We start from the raw sequence: 482 nt of genomic DNA on the forward strand, positions 1-482 counted from the left end.
TGACGGCCCGCGCACAGTCAGTGCAGGTGAAATTCCGCACCAATCGCTCGCAACTCGGCGGGTTTGATCAGGCGGCTGTGCGCCACCTTTACAGAATGCAGCGGCCCGTCGAGCGTGTTCTGCCAGAAGGCCAGGAAGCGCTTCAGCTCGGGAAAGTCCGGAAACAGGTCGTGGTGCTGCCAGACAAAGATTTGAAGCAGATGCGGATGGTCGGGCAGGTGATAGAGGATCTCGGCCGTCGTGAGACTGTAGCCTTCGAGTTGGCGGCGGAAGGTTGATGACGCACTCATCACTGAACCTCGTTTGATCGTCCAGACAGATACTCAGATCCAAGCAAGATGGTTGCCGCGACGGCTCGGGGGAGCTCAGGATTGAGCAATGAGTGCAATCGTTTAGCACTCCTGGAGGAGCATTGCTGCCAGGCTCGCGCCGTTCCTGCTAGCACTCGCAGTGGCAGAGTGCTAAAAACCTGCGCGGCGGCC

Annotated in this window: 1 protein-coding gene; it reads right to left on the reverse strand. The window is 59.1% G+C overall.

Features of this window, described 5'->3' with window-relative positions; translation table 11 throughout:
* Positions 1 to 17 precede the first annotated feature (17 nt).
* On the reverse strand, positions 18 to 290 hold the full coding sequence (locus tag WDW90_RS38105) for an usg protein (RefSeq protein WP_336492872.1): 273 nt from the start codon (positions 288 to 290) through the stop codon (positions 18 to 20).
* Between the last annotated feature and the right edge of the window lie 192 nt (positions 291 to 482).

The sequence above is a fragment of the Methylobacterium nigriterrae genome (genome assembly GCF_037106235.1).
Lineage (GTDB): Bacteria > Pseudomonadota > Alphaproteobacteria > Rhizobiales > Beijerinckiaceae > Methylobacterium > Methylobacterium nigriterrae.

Bases quoted from the DNA above. Each gene is read 5' to 3' on its own strand.
- WDW90_RS38105 (WP_336492872.1), bottom strand. From the start codon at position 290: ATGAGTGCGTCATCAACCTTCCGCCGCCAACTCGAAGGCTACAGTCTC.